Source organism: Aporhodopirellula sallentina SM41, assembly GCF_000346505.1.
GTDB classification, from domain to species: Bacteria; Planctomycetota; Planctomycetia; order Pirellulales; family Pirellulaceae; genus Rhodopirellula; species Rhodopirellula sallentina.
Genome location: NZ_ANOH01000430.1, coordinates 1 through 13982, shown reverse-complemented (window position 1 = coordinate 13982; position 13982 = coordinate 1). Strand labels below are relative to the sequence as shown.

The window sequence follows — 13982 nt, the reverse complement described above, 5'->3', positions numbered from 1 at the left end:
GATCGTCCTGCAAAAATGGAGGCTTCATGTTCAGGTCGGGGGCGTCCCGAACCGAAAGCAGTCGGTTGACGGCCCTTGTATTGAAACTTAACTGGTTCATGCCCATGCGAACTCGAAATCTTCACGAACGTGAGTGAACGAAATTGATGCGAGTGTCTTCGTCGTCTATGACACGGAAAAACCGGATAATGCAGCAGTGCTTCTTAACGGAGGGGACAACATATCTTCTTAAACCATCCGTAAGATGTTTTGTTGGGGAGTAAATGCGACGAGGGTTGGTGTTAAAGATTCATCGTTTGTTGCCTACTCCATCAGCGTTGGTTATATCGTCAGGCAGAATTCTGTTTCGGAGCCCGGTGAAACGCGATCTTGTCGAAGGATACTCCTCATGTTGTTTGTCAAAGCACTCTATGGTTCGTTTCTGGGTGGGGTAATCGGGGCCGTCATTGCGGAAGCAACAACGCAGCAGATTGGGACACCGATGCCCTGGGCCGTCTTGGTCGCCGGGGTGTTTGGGGGAGTGGGGACGCGTTTGGCCTGTCGAAGTGACCGTACCTTTTCCACCGGATTGATCGCGGCGGTGGTGACCATTCTGGCAATCAGTGGTGTCTCGTACGTGATGTCCAGTTCTGCTTCCAAAACGGCAAAGCGATCGATGGAGGCTATCCCGGTAAGAACCGATCTCGACGAACGAATCGTTGAGGAAGTGGAGGCTGACTCGGAGGCGATGACCGAAGATTCTTCGGGCGACGACGTCGTGCAAAACGAAGATGGTTCTGCGGAGGAGTCAGCGTCGTCAGACACGAGTGAGACCGTGGATGCTTTGGAGGCCGAGTCGCCCAGGGGAGATGAGGTGTCCAGGGAAGGTGGGGTGTCCGGAGGAGAGGGGGTGCCCGGAGAGGATGCTGACCGATTGGTCGATGATGATCGTCCTGCAGAAATGGAGGCTTCAACGGATGCATGGGGCACGAAGGTGCAGGACCGTTTGACGGCAGAGGACGCTAGCAGTCCGATGCGATCGAATTCAGTCTTGCTGTTCTATTTGCTGTCCGGCTTGGTAGCGTTTGTGTTGGGATCGGGCAACGGATCGAACGAAACGGCGAACAACGAGGCTTTCTCGGAAGCGAGTGACCAGACCAACGAGTGATGCGTCAAGGCCTCGTTTTTTTAGGGTAGCGAAACTCGCCAAAAGTTTAGCGTAGGCTCGTGAATCACCGAATGTCTTGGCGACTTACGCTACGCTCTGGAACCCTCATTCTTGATCGTGAGGCACCACTAGTATTCCACTGCAGCGTGGCGTTCGGGTGGAATCGTAGTGGATGACGCGAGGAATCCCCTTGCGTGACCAGCGCATCGAGGACTCGTCGCCTCGTCCACTACCCGAAAATCAAGTTGACATGAAGGACTAGCCGTTTGTGTCAGCTCTTTTTGCGCGAAGTGGATCTTGTGAAATATCCCGCTGCATGAGGATTCTTCACAAGATCCACTACCGCCTGCTCCTGATCCTAGCTGCGTTGGTTCGGTTCCTCCGCGGCAGCGTTTTGGGCATTTCGCGTAGGAGCGAGGGGCCGATGATTCTGCATGGAGTCGGTCCGCATGGTTTCCGGTGCGTGATGTGCACTGGCGGCCTCGCGAAGTCGGCTGCGCAATCACGCATCGGCCGGTGATGCAGTGCGGACGGCATCCCGATTGGGGATCGCGTTCGGTGCATGCATTGGTTGCCGAACGGGGGCGGCGGTCTTCGTTGGCAGACGTGATGGTTCCCCGTAATTCCGGTGTAGTGAAGGGTTGTTTTACGCAAATGTTAAGGTTTGATGCGCGCAGTGAAGTTATCGCAAAACGGTGTTTTGTTGTCTTGTTGGTGAAATGCGAGGGCCTATAACACCGGCAGTTCAACCAACGTTTAACCCTCAATCGGACGTCAATCGACGCAACAAAATGAAACGTAAAGCTTTCACGCTTATCGAACTGCTGGTCGTTATCGCGATCATCGGAGTCTTGGTTGGTCTACTGTTACCCGCGGTGCAAGGAGCTCGTGAAGCCGCTCGCAGGATGCAGTGCCAAAACAACCTCAAACAAATCGGGCTCGCAACGCACAATTTTGAATCAACGTACAAAGAGTTTCCACCAGGACTTGAAACTTTTCAGCACAAAAACTCGAGTACCGGTTCTGTTCTCAATTGGTATGGTCGGACTGTTCATACACATCTTTTGCCGTTCATTGAACAGCAAGCAATCGCGGAGATGTGGGACTGGGATGACACATTCGCTGCTGCGGTTGCTAACACGCGTTTACCTGGTAGTCCCCGCACCGTTAGTACAGAGGCCGCATCCGCACAGCTCGTCCCAACGTACCTTTGTCCATCGGATTTGACCCAGGATGGTCCGGTGTACTTGGATTACAGTGTTCTCGGGTACAGCACGGGGTATTTCGGGCAAACAAGCTATATCGCCAACGGCGGCTCGCACTCGACCTATTTTCGTGACGCGGACATGAAGGCTGACGGCGTGTTCTTCATGACCGGGGAAGACTCGCAACCTGAGACGTATCAACAATATCTACGTGATGACGAGGTTCCAACGCGATTCTCTGCAATCCTTGACGGAACAAGTCAAACGATACTGTTTGGAGAGCGTTTCCATTACGATCCCATCTTTGATCGCAAGCTGCATCAAAACTCGACAAAGTTCAGTCGCTACCCGATTAGTAGTTGGTCGGCATGGGGATGGACCGGTGGCGGGAACGGGACGACTCACGTTTTTGGTAGCAGTCGAGTTCCGATCAACTATAAGACAAACGAAAGCGACGCAACGGATTACGTTTCGGTGAACTTTCGCATGTCAGCCTACGGGAGCGGTCACCCAGGAGGTGCCAACTTTGCATTTTCAGATGGCAGTGTTAGGTTCCTGTCTGAACAGATCAACATGGTTCTGTTCCGCGCGCTCGGGACAAAACGGGGCCGTGAAACAATTGAATACGAACACTAAGGCTGCATAGACAGACCAAAATGCATCTTTCAGGCTGTAAGCGTTTGCCCCGATAGCTTTCTTATGAATTTAACTACCGCGGGCCGAATGATTGGTTCGCCGGTGCTTCTGTGTTGCTGCTTGTTAGGTTTTCAATCCTCCGATGTGTTCCGCGTCGGCTTCTTTCTCGGAGTGTCCCCAATTGTTCGTGTGCAAAAAAAATATCTTGTGTTGTTTCTTGTTATTGGGCGTAGGTTGTGGGGAGACGGTGACAACTGCTCCTGTGACTGGAGTCGTCACGAAAGATGGCGAACCGTTGGGCAGCGTGATGGTTTTTTTTATGCCTGACCCTGAAAAGGGGAATGACGGATCAATGTCACGGGCTACGACAGACTCCGAGGGGCGATATTCGCTCGTATTCACGGGCGACGGTAGCACGCCGGGGGCGGTCGTTGGTTGGCATTGCGTTACCGTGGAGGATATCGCGTCGGAGAACTTCCGAGGGGCTGGTCGGCCTCCGGAACCTCGGGTAGGAGGTGTTTATATGGATCCGTCGCACACGCCGCTCAAGGTGGAAGTGGTCGATGGTGAGCAGACCATTGATTTGGAAGTGGTCGGCAAGTAGTCAACGCGAGCAGAGTTGCTTCTGCGAGTCGTCTTTTGTAGCAGCGGAGACAGCGGTCGTGAAATTTTCCTGGTTTGTTTGCGTTCTGGTGTCGGTCGCGTTGGTCCCGTTTTCGATTGGCGGCTGCGACGCCGAAGACCAGGAAGCAGTGCCTCGATTGCTGTCCATTTCCCAGGTGCGGGACAATGATTTTGCACGTGAGATAACGGGAAAGGTGGTTGAAGTCAGCGGCGTGGTGGTCGCTGATTTTCGAGGTCCCGATCAACTCGGTGGCGTCTACATCCAGGATATTGACACCGAAGACGCGCAATCGGCGTCGGCGATGTTCATTCACATAAGCGAATCGGAATCGATCTCGGTGGGCGATCTGATTCATGTCGGTGGCATCCTCGTAAGTGGTGGTGATCGTCCGCGATTAAAGCCAGTGAATAATGCCGGCGATTACGATGTTCGCAACGACGGTCAGATCGTGGCCGTCAAGCCGGCCGAACTGCCCTTCGATGGAGACGCAATCGATTGGGAAGACTATGACGGCCGGTTGGTTCGTTTCACCGACGACATGATTGTGACCGATACGCATGATTTGGCCCGGTACGGTCAGGTTACTTTGTCGGCGAGCGAGCGTCTCTACGTTCCAACGGAGTTGATCGACCCAAACGATCCTGAGCCAACCGGCGAGTCGACGTCGGGCAGTGAAAACGTGGCGGCCATTCGGGCGGCCGAGACTCGTGATCAAAATCGTTCGATCGTCCTCGACGATGGCAGTGCGAAGGAAAATCCCCAAAGTTTGTTTCTGCTGCCCGAAGCAACTGGCAGTGCGGGCGTGCCTCGAACGCTGCGTCTAGGAACCCGTATCAAGAATCTGACGGGTGTCGTCACGAAGGTGCGTGGTCGGTACATGGTGATGCCCGCCGGGACGCTCGATATCGAATACGTCGACCGGCCGTCGGTTCCCGATCTCGGTGATTGTGATTTGACGATTGCGAGCTTTAACGTCTTGAACTACTTCACGACGATCGATGACGGACGCAATCAAGCTCGCGGGGCGGATAACCCTGAAGAGTTTCAGCGTCAGGAAGCGAAGCTCGTCGCGGCATTGAAATCGCTCGATGCCGATGTGATCGGGTTGATGGAGCTGGAGAACAAACCTGGGGTCGAGGAAAGCCTAGTCGCAGCGCTCAACAGCACCGTCGACGGCTCGCCTTACCGAGGTGTCGGGCGCCCCGATGGGTTGAACGCAGCACCGGGAGGCAAGAACGCGATACGAGTCGGTCTCATCTATCGCAGTGACCTTGTCGAACCGACGGGGAAGGTACAGATGGTGGTCGATGAAGCGTTTGCGAACGCGAGAACACCGTTAGTGCAGGAGTTCCGACTCGTTGGTGACGAAATTCCCTTTTCGGTTGTTGTCAATCATTTCAAATCGAAAGGATCGCGTGGTGCGAAGGGACCTGAGCGTGATATGAAAGACGGTCAGGGGGCCAACAATGCGTCACGGCGAAAGCAAGCCGAGGCGATTGCAGGTTATGTGGCGACGTTGCAACAAACGCGCGGTGCGGTGAATCTTCTTGTCCTCGGTGATTTGAATGCGTATTCGCAAGAGGATCCGATCGACACCCTTCGGGCAGCAGGATTGGTCGACTTGATCCATACGCATGCCGGTGAACAGAGTCCGTACAGCTATGTCTACTACGGGCGGGCAGGATGTCTCGATCATGCATTCGCGACACCGGAGTTGGCTGCGATGGTGAGTGGGGCGGCGATCTGGCATATCAATTCGAGCGAACCGAGGTTCTTGGACTACAACCTCGAGTTCAATCCAAAGCCTTTCTATCGGCAGGATCCGTTTCGATCATCTGATCACGATCCTGTGTTGGTCGGCATCGATCTGCGATAACGCGTCGTGCTCAGAATCACGATCGTTTCATTTTTGCGACGAACGTATTCGGCTATCTCAGGCCTCGGCCAACCAATTTGCCGGCACGCGTTAGGCCCAGATCTATCGTGTTAACCGCGGCTAACGCGATCGGCTGATTCGTAGTCGGATAGGTTCTAACAATCTGCAGCGGTGTGGTATAAGTTGTTCGCGCTTTTCACCCGCTTTCTCACGAGGATATTGCTTCGGATGATTGTTGCAGGATGTGCGGAATACCTTCGCCAAACTCGGATCGAAGAGTACATCGATCGGTTGCCCTTGGTGTTTTCCTCGATGGTGAACTGCTGTTGGGTGTCGTTGAGGTGGGGCCTCGCGGCGCTCGCTGTTGTGATTGGCTCGAATAACACGTGGGGACAGGATGCGGTCAATCCTTCGCCCAGCGTTTTTGAGTTGCCAAAGCGACATCTCGCGTATCAAAAGTTGCTCGTCCAATCAGAGAACGCGATTCGCGCGGGTGATTTGAAAGGATGCGAGGGTTTCTGCGAGCGAGCGATTGCGACTCTTCCGCAAGACCCAATGGCCTACATCCAGTTGGCGCGGGTGAATGTCCGGCGTGGCGACCACTCGAACGCCATCGAGAATCTGCGATCGGCGGGAGATGCCGGGTACCGCGAAGCGGCCCTGCTCGTTGGCCATCAGGACTTTGCGGGATTGAAGTCGATACCGGAATTTCAATCGATCGTTCGCAGAATCGCATCAAAACAGCCAAAGCAATTTCCCTATCAGGAGGACGTCAAGGACGGCGTTGTGGAAGACGGGGTTGCGACTGTTTCAATGGAAAACACGGGATACGTGTCGTCCATCCAAACTCTGATCGCAAAGTTTGCTCTTCCTGACGAAGATGGAGAGAAAGACCCGCGGCGATCGGCCGTGGTGCGAGGTCAGGGGAAGGCGGGGGAGTTGGTCCGGCAATGGTTTCTCGAGGGTACCGCGTCCGGAAACCGCGGTGATTTCTACGACAACCATGACCACGACCATTCCAACATGGACTATGCGTCGTTCCCACAGTTGACCCGGATTGAGTACGTCAAAGAGGCGAAGGATGCTGGATTGACGAATGGTTTGCAGACGCAGTGGTTGTTTGCTCATCGTACGATTGGTAATTCATCGACGGCGCTAACCGGTGGTCCTTTTTGGCGAAGCCAGCCGCGTGCCGCGTACACGCAAGCGGGTTTGGCGACACGGTTGTATCTGCAGTACGTCAACAATCATCTTTATTTCTATCCCGAGCATCGCGATCATGATTCCGGGCTCAACGGGGTGGGCGGGGGCTATGGCGATCTCTATCCGGCGAACACTCCATATCTGATTACCAGCCAGGGTTCGTCGGGGTCGGATCGACCGTTCATGCATGCGATTGCATTGACGATGGCGGCATTGCGGCCGGATGTCAAAGATGAGCTCACTCGAAAACACGCGTTGATGCCAGCGATCCAAATGCTGCTTCGTTCGTGTTCGAAACGGGTGGCCGATGAGAACGATTATTTGACCGCGAAAGCGCATCCGAGTGTGTTCGACAGCAAGAACCTCGATGTTGAGCGAATGGTCCGGCGAGCGCACGAGTTGACGGTGAAAACGTTGCCACCGTTGGTTCGTGTTCGCGTGTTGCACGAGGATGAACCGAACGTGGGAGTCAACCAGTTCGATACGCTGAGCGAAAAGTTGTTTGATACGCCATGCAGCATTGCTCGGGTTGCCCGGTCGTTGGAATATCAGCGGCGAATGATCCTCAGCGCGGAAGCTAGCGAAGATCTCAACGGACGCGAACTCACGTGGCACTGGGTAGTGCTTCGCGGAGATGCCGATAAAATTCAGATCACGCCGCTCGGCGAGTCGGGGGCCAAGGTTGAGTTGATCGTCGCCCACCATGAACCGTTTGCGATCCCTGGTTCGCCCGAGATGGTGACCAACCGTGTTGAGATCGGAGTCTTTGTGCACAACGGAAGTCACTACTCCGCACCTGCTTTTGTTTCGACCTATTTTCCGACGAGCGAGAGTCGGCTTTATGACGAGCACAAGAAAATCAAGTCGGTCCGCTACCGCGACTACCGCAAGGAAAAGCATTACGCGGATCCGTTGATCGAACCTATCAAAGATTGGCAGGACCTATTTCGGTACGACGAAGAGCAGCGTCTGCTCGGGTGGACGCGTTTGCGAAATGAAGAGCGAGAGAGTTTCACCGCGGACGGCGGTTTGGTCACCGAGCGAGACGATTTTGGGCGTCCGAAGACTGCCAAGGTGGTCAAATACGTTGTCCAGAATGCGAAGTCAGCGCATCCAGTCGTCGTCCCGGTCGCTACCGATACGGTGATGCGATACACCTACGCGTCGGATTCCGATCGGATCGGAACGCACGTCGTTGAGCAGTAGGCAAAGGTCAACTGGGCGCGTGGTAGGCACTGGCTAGCTGCGGCCGCCACCGAGATGCCGGCAGTGGTCTCGTGTGCTGTCTTGGCCAGTTCAGTAGTGGATCTTGTTAAAGATCCTGTTGCATGAGGATCTTTAACAAGATCCACTACGACCTGCCCGGACGCCAAGTTGTGATGGGGGGCTGGGCCAACGTATTGATCTGAGAAATGGGGATCAACAGTTTTCCTGCGAGAGGAAGGACTGATCAAGATTGCGGCATTTTCGGTGCCAGCGATCTTGCGACCTGCTGATTGCATTCTCGAATTCACCGTGTTTTGCGGTCAATCCGGGATTATCGTGGGTAGAGATCCAGTCCACCGCAGTAAAAGAAGATCGCGGTCTAGAAATTCTGGACGTTGCGGAATCCGCCGACCCGGCGTTTGATCGACATGATCTTGCGGTTCATTCCTTCGGCGACTGCATTGGTGATTCGATGCTCGCAGTAGTTGACGACGTTCGGCAAACGCTCTCTGATTGAACGTGCGACCGTGTCGAAATCTCCTGCTAGCAAGACGCCGATATCTCCCTTTGGCAGACCAAGACAGGGGAGGACATCTGAACGCAGCATCGCCGGCAGGGCTTCAACTAGAAGCCGCGGAGGTTGTCCGCCAGCCGACGCGAAAGTCTCACGTCCTTGCAGGTCGGCGTGACGACAATCGCTGAATTTCCTTCGGGCAACGCATCCACGAAGCCGCGGTGAACCGGAACGACATCGTTGTAGAAGTCGCCAGGTCCACGACCTGCGTTCAGATACCGTATTTCGGCAAGCCGTTTCGATTCGATGGATGTGATTCTCATAGCCAATTGAGACACTATCGCCACGCATCGATTCAGTACAGCATACTCGTGAGAGTACAGAATGCGTGGGCCACGTTTAGGTCTGACTGACAGCGGCTTCTCGCTCATCTGCTATCTGCTAAAATCTCAATCACCCAAGGACCGCCCAATGAATGACTTTGATGAACTTGTGCACTTTTTCCGCAAACCTAAGTATCCCGTAATTGTTGATATTGAAGGGGTGCTTGTCGCTGCAAAATCGGTGCGGCTACTCTACACAAAACTACTGCGACTTGACCTTGTCGAAAAACAATCTTACGAAGCCATTGAAAAAACTGGCGAGCCCTGGACTCTGATTGTGATGCAACGCAAGGCCGTTCTCTCGCCGATCAACTTCAAGAAACAGCCAACGAAACTCGAGCTTATTCGTAGGTTCAACAACCGTAAAAACAAACCCGCCGACGACGTAGACTATTCGGAAAAATCGGTTTCATCCAAGAAGCGCGAACGCATTATCACTGAAATCGCAGATCGCCTGATTGATGCCGACAAGCGAAACGCATCGAATCGAACGCGATGACGTGACATCATTCAACGAGATCGACTAACAAAGGTTTGATCCGAGACGGGGGGCTGCACTTTGACGGACACAGAAGAATCGTCGCCAAGGTCGAACGGACGTTGCCAGCCACTCTCGAAGCATGGATCAAGCCTGATTCGTATCGAGATGAAAACTGGCCGTTCATCATCGGAAGCGACATCCCCGGCGAATACGGGCTTGGCATCGCAATCTGTGGGGCCATGCTTTCGGTTGAGCACGTTCAAGGGATGCTGAATTCGAAAGACGCCGTGCCACCGAACCGCTGGTCACATGTCGCGGCATTGTTCTCGGAATCCAAGACTCGGTTGTACCTCAACGGAAAGCTGGTGACGACTGTCCCCGGTTCCAAGTCGGGAGGCGAGACAAAGTTCGTTGTCGGCAACGTGGGAGTAAATAATCTTACCAGCTTCTATCGGGGGCTGATTCGGTCTGTGAGGATCTCGGGGGGCGAGCGGTACGAAGGTAGGTTTGAGCCGTCCACTCTTTCGAGTGACAGTGCAAGCATGCTCATCGTTGACCGCACTACATCAGACCACTCGATTGGATGGTACGGATGAATGCGGCTGACTGCGGTGAACGGACGTGGCAGAAAGCAAGTTGGGTTTCGACCGGAGAAAAAAATCAGCGGTTGTATCGGCCCATGTTTGGCGAAAAGTCGCACACGATGTTGCGCACAAAATATGAAAAAAACCTCGTAGATACCGCTATCCACGAGGTTTTGAAAAATCGGGGCGACACGATTCGAACGTGCGACCTTCTGGTCCCAAAACGATCTTTTTCCTATAAGGAAAACGTGTGTTTTGCGGCGTTTTTTTCCGTAAAACGGTAAAGATACCAACGTTTTGGAACTGTCGCAAGAAGCTGCAAGGAATTGTACTGAATCCCAAGGAAAAGCGGTATTTTGGAATCTGAAGAGTCACCCAAAACGGTACGGAAACTCGGTCGGTTTCTAGTGTATTCCTCTCTGTAATTGATGCGTTCGTGTGCATGAAAAAGGTGACATACACGTTTGTTGGCGATCTGCAGATGTCTTCACGTGTGCGTCCAATCTCTGTGCGGAAGACTGGGTTTGAAGTCGCTGTAGATTCAAAAAAGGTGGTGGTGGTGGGCTCCATAAAGCCGCGTTCCAACGAGTTCTCCTCGGACACCTTTCCCGCGCGGCACCCCCACCCGGGCTAGAAGGACCCGTGCCGTTTTCGTGAGCGTTGGCGTGCATAAACAGGGGGCAACGCGAGGAACTCGAGACGCTTTGGGGGCTATTGCTGGGTGTTGCCGATGGCCGAAAGATGCCGGCATGAACGCACCCGCGCGGGTGCGAAAGAAACGGTGTCGACGATGGCGGCAACCATCGCCGACACCTCACCCGGAAAGCTAACGAGGAGCTCCCCAAGTGTCGAATTATTGTACCCCGATTCAGCGTTTACAGGTTGTACGCGAGGGATCATTCAAGCGTCGTCCCCGTATCACGTGCACCCAAACGGCGCGAAAGTTTGCCGAAGCATTCTTTGCCCAGCGAGCTGCGGACCGCGAGTGTTTTGTCGTTGCCCACTTGGACACGAAACACCGACCACTCTCAATCGAGGTTTGCACCGTCGGAACGCTCGACGCGTCATTGGTGCATCCCCGCGAAGTGTTCAAGGCGGCAATCGTTGCGGGTGCGACGGCCGTGTTGCTGATGCACAATCACCCCTCGGGTGATCCCACCCCAAGCCGCGAGGACAAAGCGGTCACTGATCGGCTCGAGGAGGTAGGCAAGCTGATCGGTATCACCGTGTTAGACCATATCGTGGTCGGTGACGATGAGGGCGGTTCGGTCTCACTTCGCGAGGGGGCATAGCCATGAATCACCAACAAACAAAACATCGGGTCGAATTTATAAACGGTGTCCCGCGCGTTTGGGTGGACGGATACGGCAACCGATTCCCCGAGGGGCTCGAGGTTCCACGCTTACTAGCCAACGGGGACAGCAACACGAAAACACGCAAGAACGTAGGCTACCTATCCTGCGGGCTGTCGATGTCGCCTCACAAGTCCGTTGGGATCGGCAACGTTTGCACCGACGCTAGCCGCGGTTGCGTTGCGGGATGCTTGAACGAACAAGGACTCGCGAGCGTGTTTGAAACGATCGGACACGCGCGGAAAGCGCGAACCGTCCTTTGGTACCTCGCGCGTGAATGGTTCCTCGAGACAATCACAACCGATTTGGAACGTTGGCAACGTAAAGCCAAACGCAAAGGGCAAGAACTCTGCGCGCGGCTCAATATGTTTTCCGACATCCCATGGGAACGCTACGGGATCCCGCAGCGTTTCGAGGATGTCAGATTTTACGACTACACGAAACACCCGCGGCGCACCGGGGCAATCCTGCCCAACTATTGGGTGACATTCTCGAGGAGCGAAACAAACGAGAAACACGCGCTCGAGGTACTGCGCCGCGGCGATAACGTAGCCGCTGTTTTCCACGACCCAAACGGAAAGTTCGTTGGCAACCGCTCCGCTGGGCAGCGTTTGCCGAAGTCCTGGCGCGGTTTCCCCGTCATCGATGGTGACATCACCGATTTGCGTTTCGAGGACGACCGGGGGCAAACACGGGGGCGTGTTGTCGGATTGCGTTTGAAAGCGCACGATAACGCCACCCGCGCTAACATCATCAAATCAGGTTTCTCAATTCAGGTGACACGATGAAACGACTACTAGTTGAGCTCGAGAAGTTCATGCGTTGGCTTTCCGAGTGCACCCCCGAGGAACGACGCGCGAACGACAGCCAAATACAGGAGATGGCGCAGGTATTGACCGATCAATTGCAACCGCTCAACGATCGTCTCGAGCTCGAAGATGACGACGATAGCTCAACGCTCAAGGACACGACCGACTAACCAAACAACCTAATAACGAGGGAACCCCATCTGGGGAGTGTAAGTGGTTCCCATGACGCCTAGGCGTTGTGGGATAGCTTACGCTCCCCTCGTTTCGTTTACGGGGGGAGCGTTGCGATACGTTCCCCCCGTTTTTGCTGCGCCATCGTGTCCGGTGTTCCCATCGTCTCGAGCCCCTCCCCATCTCCGATGTCGTTCGGGTGTCGCGGCCGCCATCGCCAGAGCTCATGTTGCCGCGGGGATCCGGTTGCGTCTCTCGAGGAGGCCAGCACCGACAACGGCAACCAACGACATAGCAACACGGAAACGACATCGCTGGGGAGAGTATGTGGTTTCCGGTCCGACCGCGCGTCGGCCGTAGTTGCATGCGCCCCCGGTGTCGATGTCGCGTGGGATTCTCGCAAAAATTTCGAAACTATTTTTCGAGAGCTGCTGCGCGCGTATTGGGCAACCTGCTCAATCGCGACCGGTCATCGAGTTGTACTGAGGTGCAAACGAATCTTTGCAGCTGTCATCGACTTGCCACAGCGGGCAAATCCAACACACGCATCATTTGATGCAATACTTGGCTCAAACGGCCACTTCCTTCCGCCCGCGAGGAACAGGGGGACAAATAGTATATTTTTTAAGCTTTATGAAATTCGAATTTGAAAGCGGGCATGCTCAGAGTGGCTCCTTTGAAAAGGAGGGGGGCACTTTTGGGGATCTGTTCGTTGCTCAGACGTAGACAATCAGTCTGATAAGGGGGACGACCCGAACGATTCCGGAAGAGGGTCTCTATGGCAATACCATTGTCCATGGAAAATGACAAAGCGGATTCGGAAGTCCAAACGGGATTCGTGATGCCGAAAGAAGTCGCCGTCGAAGGCGTGCCATCGCCCACCGGTGCTGATATCGACGTTCGCAAACGGGCCGGCGGCCGATTCGCAGTACTTCGATTCTCCGGCCGGAACAACAAGAAGCTCGCCAAAGAATCCGAAACCAAGCCCCGAGCCTGGATGGAACCGAAGGGTTTCGCTGCAGACGAATCGCCCGAAGCCAGTGGTGTCGAATCCGCGTCCTACGATCCGCCCTTCACCCCCGGCCCACTACGTCGGAACGAAGTCCTGATCCGGTTGAAGTAGTACATGAGCAACCACCCCTCATCCACGAACGACCGCCGAACCTCAGCAACCAAAGCCCAGGCGTCGGCCAGTTCATTTGCATTTAGTTCATACAGCGAAGCCACATGCCGTCGAGGAATTACCAGCGTGTGGTACTCCGCCACCGGATACCGGGGCCGACGCGCACTCTAGGCAGACTGGGCTAGCGCGGTAAATCAATATACGCGATCCTGGTTTCATTGACTTTGTGTCCTTGAAATCACAATTGGAGCGATCGCGTTGGCCAAGAAAAAGAAAACCGATTTCGATGTCGAAAGCATCCTACAGGACTTTGCTGATCTGCCTGATCCTCGATCGCATATTAATCAGCGGCACCTTCTTGGAGACGTGATCGTTATCAGCATCATGGCAGTCATCGCTGGTGCTGAAGGCCCCAAGGCAATCGGTGTGTGGGCCAAGAGCAATGAGGATTGGCTAGCCGATCGACTTCAACATCCTAATGGAATTCCATCGCATGACACGATTGGTCGTGTGTTGAAGACAATCAAACCATCTGCGTTCCAAGTGTGCTTTGAACGTTGGATCAAGCATCTCTCGGGCAACCGCGACAAGGGTAAGCTGGATGTCATTGCCATTGATGGCAAGCCTCTGCGCCGCAGTCACGACAAGGCTGCTGACCTCGGCCCAC

General features: G+C 54.4%; 14 protein-coding genes and 1 pseudogene. 12 read left to right on the top strand and 3 right to left on the bottom strand.

The annotated features are described in order from the left end of the window. Positions 1-388: 388 nt before the first annotated feature. From RSSM_RS27725 to RSSM_RS27700, 5 genes are all read left to right on the top strand, one after another. The gene (locus tag RSSM_RS27725; protein ID WP_008687628.1) at positions 389-1147 is read left to right on the top strand and encodes a membrane protein; all 759 of its coding nucleotides are present in this window, start codon (positions 389-391) and stop codon (positions 1145-1147) included. A gap of 791 nt (positions 1148-1938) precedes the next feature. Then, positions 1939-2988, top strand: a complete 1050-nt coding sequence (locus tag RSSM_RS27715) for a DUF1559 domain-containing protein (RefSeq protein ID WP_044303850.1) — start codon at positions 1939-1941, stop codon at positions 2986-2988. 319 nt (positions 2989-3307) lie between these two features. After that, positions 3308-3592: a hypothetical protein gene (locus RSSM_RS27710; RefSeq protein ID WP_236621436.1), complete on the top strand. Its 285-nt coding sequence runs from the start codon at positions 3308-3310 to the stop codon at positions 3590-3592. A 58-nt stretch (positions 3593-3650) separates the two neighbouring features. Next, positions 3651-5489 (top strand): ExeM/NucH family extracellular endonuclease, encoded by a 1839-nt coding sequence (locus RSSM_RS27705; protein ID WP_236621435.1) that lies wholly within the window; start codon positions 3651-3653, stop codon positions 5487-5489. Between the two features lie 228 nt (positions 5490-5717). Further along, complete coding sequence (locus RSSM_RS27700; RefSeq protein WP_008687615.1) at positions 5718-7898, top strand: tetratricopeptide repeat protein; 2181 nt, start codon at positions 5718-5720, stop codon at positions 7896-7898. A gap of 379 nt (positions 7899-8277) precedes the next feature. Here the strand turns inward: RSSM_RS27700 and RSSM_RS35040 are convergent, their stop codons facing one another. Both RSSM_RS35040 and RSSM_RS27690 read right to left on the bottom strand, forming a co-directional pair. Then, the gene (locus RSSM_RS35040) at positions 8278-8505 is read right to left on the bottom strand and encodes a transposase (RefSeq protein ID WP_236621434.1); all 228 of its coding nucleotides are present in this window, start codon (positions 8503-8505) and stop codon (positions 8278-8280) included. 17 nt (positions 8506-8522) lie between these two features. Next, positions 8523-8735, bottom strand: coding sequence for a hypothetical protein (locus RSSM_RS27690; protein ID WP_008687613.1), 213 nt, complete (start codon positions 8733-8735; stop codon positions 8523-8525). Positions 8736-8883: 148 nt separating this feature from the next. On the opposite strand from RSSM_RS27690, the gene RSSM_RS27685 reads away from it, so the two are divergent. From RSSM_RS27685 to RSSM_RS27650, 6 genes are all read left to right on the top strand, one after another. Then, positions 8884-9294: a hypothetical protein gene (locus RSSM_RS27685; RefSeq protein WP_008687611.1), complete on the top strand. Its 411-nt coding sequence runs from the start codon at positions 8884-8886 to the stop codon at positions 9292-9294. 101 nt (positions 9295-9395) lie between these two features. Beyond that, on the top strand, positions 9396-9872 hold the full coding sequence (locus tag RSSM_RS27680; RefSeq protein ID WP_201767237.1) for a LamG domain-containing protein: 477 nt from the start codon (positions 9396-9398) through the stop codon (positions 9870-9872). Positions 9873-10705: 833 nt separating this feature from the next. Further along, the gene (locus RSSM_RS32170) at positions 10706-11152 is read left to right on the top strand and encodes a JAB domain-containing protein (RefSeq protein WP_044303843.1); all 447 of its coding nucleotides are present in this window, start codon (positions 10706-10708) and stop codon (positions 11150-11152) included. Between the two features lie 2 nt (positions 11153-11154). Beyond that, positions 11155-12000 (top strand): GP88 family protein, encoded by an 846-nt coding sequence (locus tag RSSM_RS27665; protein WP_044303842.1) that lies wholly within the window; start codon positions 11155-11157, stop codon positions 11998-12000. After that, positions 11997-12191: a hypothetical protein gene (locus tag RSSM_RS27660; protein ID WP_008687602.1), complete on the top strand. Its 195-nt coding sequence runs from the start codon at positions 11997-11999 to the stop codon at positions 12189-12191. Before RSSM_RS27665 ends, RSSM_RS27660 begins: the two co-directional genes overlap by 4 nt. Positions 12192-12970: 779 nt before the next feature. Beyond that, a complete protein-coding gene (locus RSSM_RS27650; RefSeq protein WP_081613906.1) occupies positions 12971-13315 on the top strand; it encodes an SOUL family heme-binding protein in 345 nt (114 codons plus the stop codon). Here RSSM_RS27650 and RSSM_RS35550 read toward each other — a convergent pair. Next, positions 13252-13461: pseudogene (locus RSSM_RS35550) on the bottom strand (HIT family protein); the annotation flags it as partial. The gene RSSM_RS27650 and the pseudogene RSSM_RS35550 sit on opposite strands and share 64 nt — an antisense overlap. Positions 13462-13573: 112 nt before the next feature. Between RSSM_RS35550 and RSSM_RS27645 the strand changes: the two are divergent. Beyond that, the coding region (locus RSSM_RS27645) for an ISAs1 family transposase (RefSeq protein WP_008687595.1) at positions 13574-13982 on the top strand (409 nt) is incomplete at its 3' end.

Excerpts from the sequence above, each read along its gene's own strand:
- RSSM_RS35040 (WP_236621434.1), bottom strand. The coding sequence starts at position 8,505 with ATGCTGCGTTCAGATGTCCTCCCCTGTCTTGGTCTGCCAAAGGGAGAT.
- RSSM_RS27650 (WP_081613906.1), top strand. The coding sequence starts at position 12,971 with ATGGCAATACCATTGTCCATGGAAAATGACAAAGCGGATTCGGAAGTC.
- RSSM_RS27725 (WP_008687628.1), top strand. The coding sequence starts at position 389 with ATGTTGTTTGTCAAAGCACTCTATGGTTCGTTTCTGGGTGGGGTAATC.
- RSSM_RS27685 (WP_008687611.1), top strand. The coding sequence starts at position 8,884 with ATGAATGACTTTGATGAACTTGTGCACTTTTTCCGCAAACCTAAGTAT.
- RSSM_RS27690 (WP_008687613.1), bottom strand. The coding sequence starts at position 8,735 with ATGAGAATCACATCCATCGAATCGAAACGGCTTGCCGAAATACGGTAT.
- RSSM_RS27660 (WP_008687602.1), top strand. The coding sequence starts at position 11,997 with ATGAAACGACTACTAGTTGAGCTCGAGAAGTTCATGCGTTGGCTTTCC.
- RSSM_RS27710 (WP_236621436.1), top strand. The coding sequence starts at position 3,308 with ATGCCTGACCCTGAAAAGGGGAATGACGGATCAATGTCACGGGCTACG.
- RSSM_RS27700 (WP_008687615.1), top strand. The coding sequence starts at position 5,718 with ATGATTGTTGCAGGATGTGCGGAATACCTTCGCCAAACTCGGATCGAA.
- RSSM_RS27715 (WP_044303850.1), top strand. The coding sequence starts at position 1,939 with ATGAAACGTAAAGCTTTCACGCTTATCGAACTGCTGGTCGTTATCGCG.
- RSSM_RS27665 (WP_044303842.1), top strand. The coding sequence starts at position 11,155 with ATGAATCACCAACAAACAAAACATCGGGTCGAATTTATAAACGGTGTC.